This is a genomic window from Prosthecodimorpha staleyi, assembly GCF_018729455.1.
In the GTDB taxonomy this organism is placed as follows: Bacteria; Pseudomonadota; Alphaproteobacteria; order Rhizobiales; family Ancalomicrobiaceae; genus Prosthecodimorpha; species Prosthecodimorpha staleyi.
Map to the genome: position 1 here is coordinate 45,799 of NZ_JAHHZF010000018.1, position 1,736 is coordinate 47,534.

General features: G+C 72.6%; 2 protein-coding genes. Both read right to left on the bottom strand.

Annotated elements, in window-relative coordinates:
* A partial coding sequence (locus tag KL771_RS26585; RefSeq protein WP_261971541.1) for a DUF4384 domain-containing protein occupies positions 1-825 on the bottom strand: 825 nt, incomplete at its 3' end.
* A 157-nt stretch (positions 826-982) separates the two neighbouring features.
* On the bottom strand, positions 983-1,597 hold the full coding sequence (locus KL771_RS26590; RefSeq protein ID WP_261971542.1) for a DUF4384 domain-containing protein: 615 nt from the start codon (positions 1,595-1,597) through the stop codon (positions 983-985).
* Positions 1,598-1,736 lie beyond the last annotated feature (139 nt).

The window sequence follows — 1,736 nt, forward strand, 5'->3', positions numbered from 1 at the left end:
CGGCTCGCCGACCCGGTAGCTCGCCTTGTCGGCCGCCAGCATCAGCGGGAAGGTCGGCACCGCCGACGGCGCCACCGCCACCGGAACCATCACGCCCGGCGCCGCGCCCGGAACCGCCACCCCCGGAACCGGGACCGGCCCGCCCGGCACCGGCACCGAGACCACGCCCGACACGCCCACAGGCGCCGGCGGCGTCGGCACGATCAGGATCGCCCCCGGCACCGGGCCGCCCGGCAGGCGGCTCGGGATCGTCCGGATGATCTGGTTGGCGATCGCCACCCGCGTCTCCTCCGGGGGCTTGGCCGCCACCACCGCCAGGTCGCGGTTGAGCGCATCGACATCGCCCGTCAGGCTGCGGAACATGCCCGAGCCCGACAGCTCCTTCTCGGCGAAGATCTGCACCGGCTTGGAGGTCGCGATCACCTTGATCAGCTCCGCGCCCGTCTGGCCGCCGACCGTGATCTTCGCACCGCTGCCCGGCGCCGGGATCTCGAGCGTCTCGCCCGCCCGGACCCGGTTGTCGGGCTGGTAGGCGTTCGGGAACAGCTGCGTCACCCGGCCCGAGGCGCCGATATTGACCACCGTCACGAAGGCGTCCTCCGACACCTTGACGCCGAGCCGCACGCTCTCGCCGACCGCATAGGTCGCGTCGGCCCGGTCGAGCAGGGTCAACACCGTCAGGGGGCCCGGCTTCGGCTTGACCGCCTCATAGGCCTGGCTCTGCACGACCGACAGGTCGCGCACCGTCTGGGCCGAAGCCGGCACGGCCGCGGCGCTGGCGAGCAGCAGGGCGGCGAGCCCCGCGACGGCGATCGAATGGCGCATGGAACTCTCCTTGGGATGCGGGCCGGCGCCGCGCGCCGCCCGGATGAAGACCTGAGAACGAATGGATCGAGAAGGATCGACAGGAAACGAAGTCGGTCGGCACCGCGCGGCCCGGGCGGGCGCACCCGCGCCCGGCTCCCCCGCGCGGGGATCGGCCTCACTCGGTGACGCGGATGACCAGCTGGGCGAAGCCCCAATGCGTCCGCGGGAAGACGCCGAGCTTGCCCTGCAGGGTCGGCAGCAGGCTCTCCCGCGTGATCTGCAGCTCCGCCGGGTTGGCCGTCGTCGACCCGCCCAGGAAGCCCTGGAAGCGCTTGCGCGTCGCCACGAACAGCACCGTCTCGTCGCCCGCCGGCGGCGCCGCCACGATCGCCAGCCCCCGTCGCGGCAGGTCGACCGGCACCCCGGCCTGGAGCCGCAGGTTCTCCGCCCACAGCTGCACCCGCCCCGACGCGCTCATCACATAGACATGGCCGAAGCCCGCATGGGTCGACACCACCTTGAACCGGATCGGATCGCCGATCCGGATCACCGGCGAGCCCGACGGCACCAGCGACACCGTCACCGGACCCGAAACGCCCGACCCGCCGCCGCCCGACGCCTCGGGCCGCGGCCGCGGACGCTCCGGCTTGGTCACCACCGTCAGGTCGCGCCCCTCCTGCGCCGAGGCCGAAACCGGCGCCAGCACCGAGCCCGAAACACCGGCCGCCAGGGCCACGGCCGTCAATGCCGCCAACCCGACCGCACGACCAGACCTCATCATCCGACCCATGGCGTCCCCTCCCCCGAACGGCGCCCTCAACCGAGCGTCATGTCTCACATGCACGACACTAGAAGCCTCGCCCCGACTTGTTAAGCCTCGCAACCCCGAACCATCTTGCCACCCGACAATCCGTTGGGAAGGGGGATGC